The 7,226-nt window shown below is 41.1% G+C and carries 7 protein-coding genes; all 7 read right to left on the bottom strand.

Annotated elements, in window-relative coordinates; all coding sequences use genetic code 11:
• Positions 1–139: 139 nt before the first annotated feature.
• Entirely contained in the window at positions 140–1,168 is a 1,029-nt protein-coding gene (locus D8Q48_RS16750; RefSeq protein ID WP_121057349.1) for a S66 peptidase family protein, read from the bottom strand.
• A gap of 24 nt (positions 1,169–1,192) precedes the next feature.
• Positions 1,193–1,363, bottom strand: a complete 171-nt coding sequence (locus tag D8Q48_RS17345) for a hypothetical protein (protein WP_172697022.1) — start codon at positions 1,361–1,363, stop codon at positions 1,193–1,195.
• A gap of 308 nt (positions 1,364–1,671) precedes the next feature.
• On the bottom strand, positions 1,672–2,457 hold the full coding sequence (locus D8Q48_RS16745; RefSeq protein WP_121057348.1) for a hypothetical protein: 786 nt from the start codon (positions 2,455–2,457) through the stop codon (positions 1,672–1,674).
• A gap of 655 nt (positions 2,458–3,112) precedes the next feature.
• Positions 3,113–4,324 carry a site-specific integrase gene (locus D8Q48_RS16735; protein WP_121057344.1) on the bottom strand — a complete coding sequence of 404 codons (1,212 nt, stop codon included), beginning with the start codon at positions 4,322–4,324 and terminating at the stop codon, positions 3,113–3,115.
• Between the two features lie 148 nt (positions 4,325–4,472).
• Positions 4,473–5,690 (bottom strand): site-specific integrase, encoded by a 1,218-nt coding sequence (locus D8Q48_RS16730; RefSeq protein WP_121057342.1) that lies wholly within the window; start codon positions 5,688–5,690, stop codon positions 4,473–4,475.
• Between the two features lie 84 nt (positions 5,691–5,774).
• Positions 5,775–6,005 carry a helix-turn-helix domain-containing protein gene (locus D8Q48_RS16725; protein WP_117751504.1) on the bottom strand — a complete coding sequence of 77 codons (231 nt, stop codon included), beginning with the start codon at positions 6,003–6,005 and terminating at the stop codon, positions 5,775–5,777.
• Positions 6,006–6,557: 552 nt separating this feature from the next.
• Complete coding sequence (locus D8Q48_RS16715) at positions 6,558–6,971, bottom strand: sigma-70 family RNA polymerase sigma factor (RefSeq protein WP_121057340.1); 414 nt, start codon at positions 6,969–6,971, stop codon at positions 6,558–6,560.
• Positions 6,972–7,226: the final 255 nt, after the last annotated feature.

Here is a 7,226-nt window from a genome sequence, read left to right as displayed (position 1 = left end):
ATTGTTTTGTGTGGTAACTTTACAATATCAAATACTGGTAAGAATTGCCATTGCCTATTTTATTATTGAGAAAAAGAAAGCTGTGCCACAGCCTTGGCAGGCCATCGCGCAGCGATTTTGTTCAATTAGAAGTTGTCTCTCAGTTTGCAAATCTGATTACTTGATTATCAATATCGATCGTTGCCACAACACCAAATGGAATGATGCAACGTGGCTGGGCGTGTCCGATATTGATATTGCACACTATAGGCAAATTCGGATGATCAATTACGTCTACCAGTATCTGTTTATATTCCTGCACATAAGTTTCATCCATCGGCTTTCCTATAAGAATACCTGAAATCACATCAAAAATGCCTGTTTCTTTTAGTGCGAGTACAGCTTTTCTGTATTTTTCAGGAGACATCTTCTCTTCGCTGGATTCTAACAGAAGAATCTTTCCGACCCAATCTGAAATCTCTGGGAATAGTTTGTACTTCTTGCAAAAAAGCGGCATATCCACATAGCGTTCTCCATTAAAAAAATCATAAATGGAATCAATACAACCGCCAAGAATCTCTCCTGAGAAAACAGAATTTCCTTGCAGTAATTCAAAGCCATAATCGGGATGATATTTTAAAGGTGTGCCAACTCGATCAATACCAAAATCCGTCCTTCCTTCATACCAGATTTCGCTGGGTCTGACTTCTTTTATCGTTCCGGTACTTACCAGTTCTTCAAAATATTTTTTTGTATATGGGAGCATATCTTTGTCCAGTTCACAGACGTCCGCAAGGAAAGACTGCCCATAGAACGTTTTCATTCCAACCTTGTGAAGCATGAAATGATTGATCGTCGTATCAGAAAAGCCAAGAAATACTTTATCGGAGACTGCATCAGCCAGTTCATTATGTTCAAAGAGGAAAGGCAACAAGCGATATGTATCATCTCCACCAATTGCACAGAGAATCATATCAATCTCCGGATTACTAAGGGCTTGTAACAAATCAGCCGCACGCTTTTCAGGATGGTTTTTGACATATTCTATTCCTTTAAGGGCATGAGGCATAAATCGAACATTCAGGCCAAAGTCATTCAACCTTTTTATTCCTATATCTACCTCATGCTTAACAAAATCCTCTCCTATTGTTCCGCTCGATAAACTGACAATAGCGATATTCTTTATCATAATCTTTTCATCCTCCACAAATTCCTATTTTCTTAATTCTTCATCTCTGTTTTTTCTTTTCCAATTAATTAGTAGACCACTCGTGGAAATAACAAAAATTAATGCCGATGTTAGAGAAAAAATTCCATCAGTAACCACAAATATGAGAAACGTGGCTAATGGAATATAATTAAGAATACTTTTCAAAATTTTCATGTCAAATCCTCCTTTTTTAAAATCTCCTTTTTTTCTACTTGTATTTATTATAAACTATTCTTTTAAAAAGTGATATATCAAATCCAATGATAAGCAGCTCATATTGACTAAAATCTGCTTAATCTTATAGAAATATTTTGTTCTAAAAATAACGATTTGTTGCTCACATGATATCATATTTTTTCTTCAATTACATCCACATAATTTTAATACACCACTACGTGACATCTTTTTATTTCGCTATTCATTTTAAACGTTTTGGTATCCTCATTTGCTCATGCAATAATTCTACAGATGCTTTTCCGCCTTCACAAATATTTTTCTACTAAACCTGCAACTATATTCTGGTTAAGTACATTCTGCTCAGTCTCAAAAGTAAGAATTAACCTTTCTCCAGGATAAATTCCATTTTTCTGATAAGATTCTATTTTACGCACTGCACTCCTTGCATACTCTTGATTATCCATCATCCCTTCATGTTCCCAATATATTTCTTGCTCTGTTTTCGAAGATAAGAATGTGAAATCCGGATATACTATACCATATCCTTTTAAATATAATGGTTTTTCGTATTTATATAAAATCTTCTTTCTGTAAAAATAATCTGCTAATATTTTTTCTGATTTTGATCGTACTTGTTCTCCTTTTTCAGTCAGAAGAACTGGTGTACCTTCTCTAAATTCTTTTCCTTGATAGGATGTTTCATACCATTTTTGCAACTTATCTTCCCAGTTTTCCTCAAATGGAATGATCAATTTTTTCCGTTCAGGATGTAGGGAATCATACAATTTTTTCATTTCTTCGTCTGCATCTACTTTTAATATTATATTTATTTGACTAAGCTGCTCTTCTGCTTTATCTATAATTGATTTGTTATATGCTTTTTGAGCCAATTGTTTACTTAATATTATGTTCTTCTTTGGAATGTAAGTCCCATTCCGATCTGTCAGACAATGATAATAACGACATCTATTCTTGTGCTTTGATATTCTTAAATATCCTTCCGGCATATGAGCATTCTCCATTTTCGCCCTGGCTATAATCTCCTCTAATCGTTGTTGTTCTTCAATCAGTGCTTCTTTAAAATTGTGCATAAGCAATTTTGCCTCCTACTTCTGGTTCTTAATTTATTCTTGATTTAGTTACTTAACTTGAATATTGGGGGGGATATCTTTATCAGCCCATATAGTTCTCTTGTAGATGATTTTTTATAAACAGCTGTATCTACATTAGCTTGTTAACTGCTCTTGCAGATGCCTTTTTTAGAACTGTTGTATCTGCATCGGCTTGTTAAATACCTTTGCAGATGCTTTTTTCTATTAATTTGCAAGAATATGCATCCGCAACTTGTTTTTTCTCTGCTTGCAGATACTCCCCTGCAAAAATTTGCATCCACAACTTGCTTTTTCTCTATCTTGCAGATACTCCACACTCCAATACACTCTTCTATTAAATTACTCTGGATTTTTACTGAATTATTATTTTGATTTCTAATCTGAATTTTAATTTATTTTTGATAATAGATTGTTTTAGATATTTTTAGAAAAATCCCGGAAGCAAAATACTTCCGGGATAGAAAATACAATATTGAACAACAACGATTAACGTTTGCTGAACTGAGGTGCTCTACGAGCTCCTTTGAGACCGTATTGCGCGAGTTTTTGAGCTGTTTTCCCTTGATATTCCTGGCTTTTCCGGCTTTCTGCATCTCAGTTATCCGGTGTGCGGACCATAAAAAACGGCCTTTTTTCATTCAGCGATAGCCTGATGAAACGCACCATTTACTACCCCAAACAGCTCTTCTGGTTTATTGTACTTCACTTTTGCATAGATGTCCATAGTTGTTTTACTGTTTTCGTGTCCGGCAAGGTATTGCACTGTCTTTGGATCGACACCCGCATAAAGAAGATTGGTGATGTAAGTGTGCCGCAGCTGATGAGGTGTCACATCGAAGTCCAGCGTATATTTGATTTTGGGTTGATTCTTCTGGGTCATACCCAGCGTTGGAGTAACCGTATATTTGATACTCTCCCCATTTACATACTTATAATAGTTCCGGGGCTTAGTGGAGCGGACAACTACATACTGCCACACTCTTTGAAACTGCGAAGCAGCCAGCGGCTCCCCTTTGCTGTCAGCAATCACATAATCTGATATGGAATTTTCTTTCGCTTCTCTCAGACACTCTACCAAACACTTTGGTATCGGAATATCCCTTTTTGCTGCCGGAGTTTTTAGCACCGTAGAAATCACGGGTCTGTTATGCTCTGTACGCCAAGCCCGCCTTACCGATAGATAAGGTGTATCCTCGTCCAAAAATACACAATCCCATTGCAGTGCAAGAATTTCTTCCCGGCGCAGACCGGAATACAAACCGAGCACAATAAACAAATATGGAGGAAGCCCCTTGACTGTATCCAGAAGCACGGCTACCTGCTGATCTGTCAATGCCTCCTTCTTTTTTGTCGGTTTTCCGCCTTTACCGGATATTCCTGCACAGGGGTTGTGTTCAAGGATTTGGTTTCGCTCTGCCGTATAAAAAATGCACTTGATCAGCATATTGACCTTATTGTATAAGCCTTCTGATTTCTTTGACAATGGAACAAGAGCCAGCCGAATATCGTCAGCAGTCACTTCTTCCATATACATCTCTCCCAGGGGTTTGATGATATAGTTTGTCATATCCCTCGTATAACCTCTGAGTGTAGACGCAGACACCTTTGCCGACTGCATCAGCAGCCACTTCTCTCCATACTCGGCTACTGTCGGGTGCTGCCGGTGAAAGATAATTTCTTCCACCTGCTTCCGGGCCTCTAACTGCTTCTCATACAATTCTTCACAAGTAGCGGCATACAAACTCAACTCTTTGCCATCTGCATCCGTAATCCTGGTTCTGTAATACTGGATTCCTTTCAATGTAATGGTTCCGTACTTCGGGATCTGTGTTTTCTTTTTTGCCATCTTTGATCGTCCTTTCTTGATAATGTGTAGTCTCCGTATCTACACTCTCTTTTTATCAGAAAGCCTCGATTTAATCAAAGATACGGCTGATGTAAAACAAAGAGCGAGACATCCTTGCCTCGCTCCTGCTTTACTTCCTATTTTATTATTACTGTGCTGTGTCCCAGCTTGCAAACGCACAGCTCATTGATCTGACCAGCTCATCCGGCCTGTTATACTTAACCTTTGCATAGATGTCCATGGTAATCTTGCTACTTTCATGGCCTGCCAGGTATTGAACCGTTTTGGGATCTACCGACGCATGAATAAGATTGGTGATGTAAGTATGCCGCAGCTGATGGGGTGTTACCTCAAAATCCAGACTGTAAACCACTTTTCCGTTATGAGCGGCCTTTTCTCCCAAGACAGGTGTGACAGTATGTTTTACTCTTTTTCCATCTTCATACCGATAATAGCTCCGCTCCTTGACCGTCCTCGTAACAATATACTGCCAAAGCCGCTTAAACTGCGTGTAGGACAGCGGTTCGCCATCCCGGTTTGAAACTACATATTCCGAAGTCGAAGTTTCCTTTGCTGCTTTCAAGCACTCGGCCAAACAAACAGGGAGGGGGATATTTCTCTCCGCTGCCTTTGTTTTCAATTCATCCGAAATCACCGGTCTGTTATGTTCGGTGTGCCATGCCCGCCTTACCGTCAGATATGGAGTATCCGTATCCAGATATACTGAATCCCATTGCAGAGCAAGAATTTCTTCCCGGCGCAGACCCGCATACAAACCGATCATGACAAAGACATAAGGCGGCAAATTTCGGATAGCATCCAAAAGGCGCTCCACCTGTTCATCTGTCAAAGCCTGACGATCCTCTTGAGGGACACCGCCACCTTTTGTTGTCAGATAAATCGTTGGGTTATGGTCAATAATCCTGCTTTCCATCGCTGCGCGAAAGATAGACTTGTAAAGGATTACCACAGATTTATAAACCGATGTAGATTTCTTGGAAACTGGAACAAGGGCAAGCTGAATGTCATCCAGGCTAACCTCGCCCATCCGTTTATCTCCCAATTCCGCTATAATATGCCGCCTGACCTTTGAGGTGTAATCCGTCAAAGTAGTAGCTCGTACATGAACCGACTGCATCAGCAGCCACTTTTCACAATACTCTGCAACTGTGGGCGTTTTCCGATGAAAAGTGGCATTCTCAATCTGTTCCAACGCAAGCGTTTCTTTGTTATATAGTTCTTCAGGTGTTTTTGCGTAGAGAGCTACGAGCTTTCCATTTGCATCTTTGATTCTGGTCCTATAATATAGGACACCTCTTTTCATGACTGTGCCATATTGAGGAAGCATTATTTTTCTATTTGCCAATTCCTCCACCTCCTAAGAATAATCTCCAGCGCTGTACCTTTGTTTTATCAGACACTCCTGATTCCATCAAGGATACGGATCGGCTCACGCTCTTCCGCTTCGAGGCTTACGGTAAGTTGTGCTTCTCTCAACAGGCTTTGCCCTGTGCGTACATTTTGCGATATACTCCTGGAGACCCGCCGCAGTAAAATACACACAGCCATTCTGAACATACTGCACATAAGAGATCAAGCCGTTGTTACGGGCGGCATCCAGCGTTGCGATGCTGATTCCTAAGATTTCAGCAGCTTCTTTTCGTGTAATAAGTTTTTCCATAGACCATATTCCCTCCAATCTGTCAAGGTTATCATCGTGCTTTCAAAATCACATGAATACGCTGGCAGCCGAAACTGCCAGCGCATGGTATCTGATTTTGAATAGAAAACGACCACCTAAGAAAGTAATCGCTTCCTATTTTAATGTGACTCAATTCTCGCCACATTTGCCACGCAACCCTGACGATGGGAACATAGCAGGTCTCCGCTGGCGCGGTTGTCATAACTCCGCAGCGTCGTTTTACTCGTGCGCCGCAGGGTTCCCCCCAAGTCTTTAGGAGGCCGTGAGGAAGTATCTTTAAGCCCCCGTGCAGTCCTCGCGCCGGATTTGCCACCATCCGCTTTGTGAAATCGTAGATCGCTCCAAAGCAGCTTTGTTCATCACCTCCCTGGCTGCTCCATCTTCGCGGCGTTTCACACTCGCTCGTACACGGGTTATGTACCTGTTATGCTGTCTATGAAATTATCAAAGTACTGTTGAAGGTGGAAAACTTGTCCTTCTTATTAACTCTGACAAAAAGAGCAAAAAACGAGCGCACCAAACGAAACTTTTTCAAAAATACTTTGTCAGCTGTTTCAACCCACGCCGGATGCTGTCTCGAACACGACTTGGGTCTACCCCCTCCGCTGCGGCGATCTCACTCACGCGCATACCTAAGTAATACCGGGCATAGATCCGCTTAGCCTGCTTCTCCGGCAGAGTCATCACAGCGGCATAGATCTGCTCCCGCAGCTGCTTTTCCTCCAGAAGCATTTCCGGTGTCTGGGGCTTCATCAGGATCGCATTTTCAATGCCGTTGTCGCAGTCCAGGGAATAATGCGCCTTATAACGATACATCCTCCGGTCATAGGCAGCTTCTGCACGCTCAGCGGCACGAATCGTCTCCAATACATCTTCGGTTACTTCTACAAAGTGATCGGTTTTATAAACATCGGGATACAGATCCCTAAGATTGACTTTTTTCATTATGTACCTCCATTTCGATTCACGGGTGGTTGACGGGTGAACCGAACGGAAGTGGGGAACGGCAGCGGTATACTTTGGGAGCTTTCCTGAAAAAGCAGCAATAGAAAACGCCAGCTCTCCATAAAGAGAAACTGGCGCAACAAAAAAACTCATTATTCTGCTGATTTAGATAGAATGATAATGCCGATTGGCAATCAGATTTCCCCGGAGGTGGAGCAAGGCTTTTTTTAGTTGGTGCAGATCATGGATATTATG

It is taken from the genome of Ruminococcus sp. B05 (assembly GCF_003628495.1).
Classification (GTDB): Bacteria; Bacillota; Clostridia; order Lachnospirales; family Lachnospiraceae; genus Schaedlerella; species Schaedlerella hominis.
This window is presented reverse-complemented; position numbering and strand designations above follow the sequence as displayed.

Bases quoted from the DNA above. Each gene is read 5' to 3' on its own strand.
- D8Q48_RS16750 (WP_121057349.1), bottom strand. From the start codon at position 1,168: ATGATAAAGAATATCGCTATTGTCAGTTTATCGAGCGGAACAATAGGA.
- D8Q48_RS17345 (WP_172697022.1), bottom strand. From the start codon at position 1,363: ATGAAAATTTTGAAAAGTATTCTTAATTATATTCCATTAGCCACGTTT.
- D8Q48_RS16745 (WP_121057348.1), bottom strand. From the start codon at position 2,457: ATGCACAATTTTAAAGAAGCACTGATTGAAGAACAACAACGATTAGAG.
- D8Q48_RS16735 (WP_121057344.1), bottom strand. From the start codon at position 4,324: ATGGCAAAAAAGAAAACACAGATCCCGAAGTACGGAACCATTACATTG.
- D8Q48_RS16725 (WP_117751504.1), bottom strand. From the start codon at position 6,005: ATGGAAAAACTTATTACACGAAAAGAAGCTGCTGAAATCTTAGGAATC.
- D8Q48_RS16715 (WP_121057340.1), bottom strand. From the start codon at position 6,971: ATGAAAAAAGTCAATCTTAGGGATCTGTATCCCGATGTTTATAAAACC.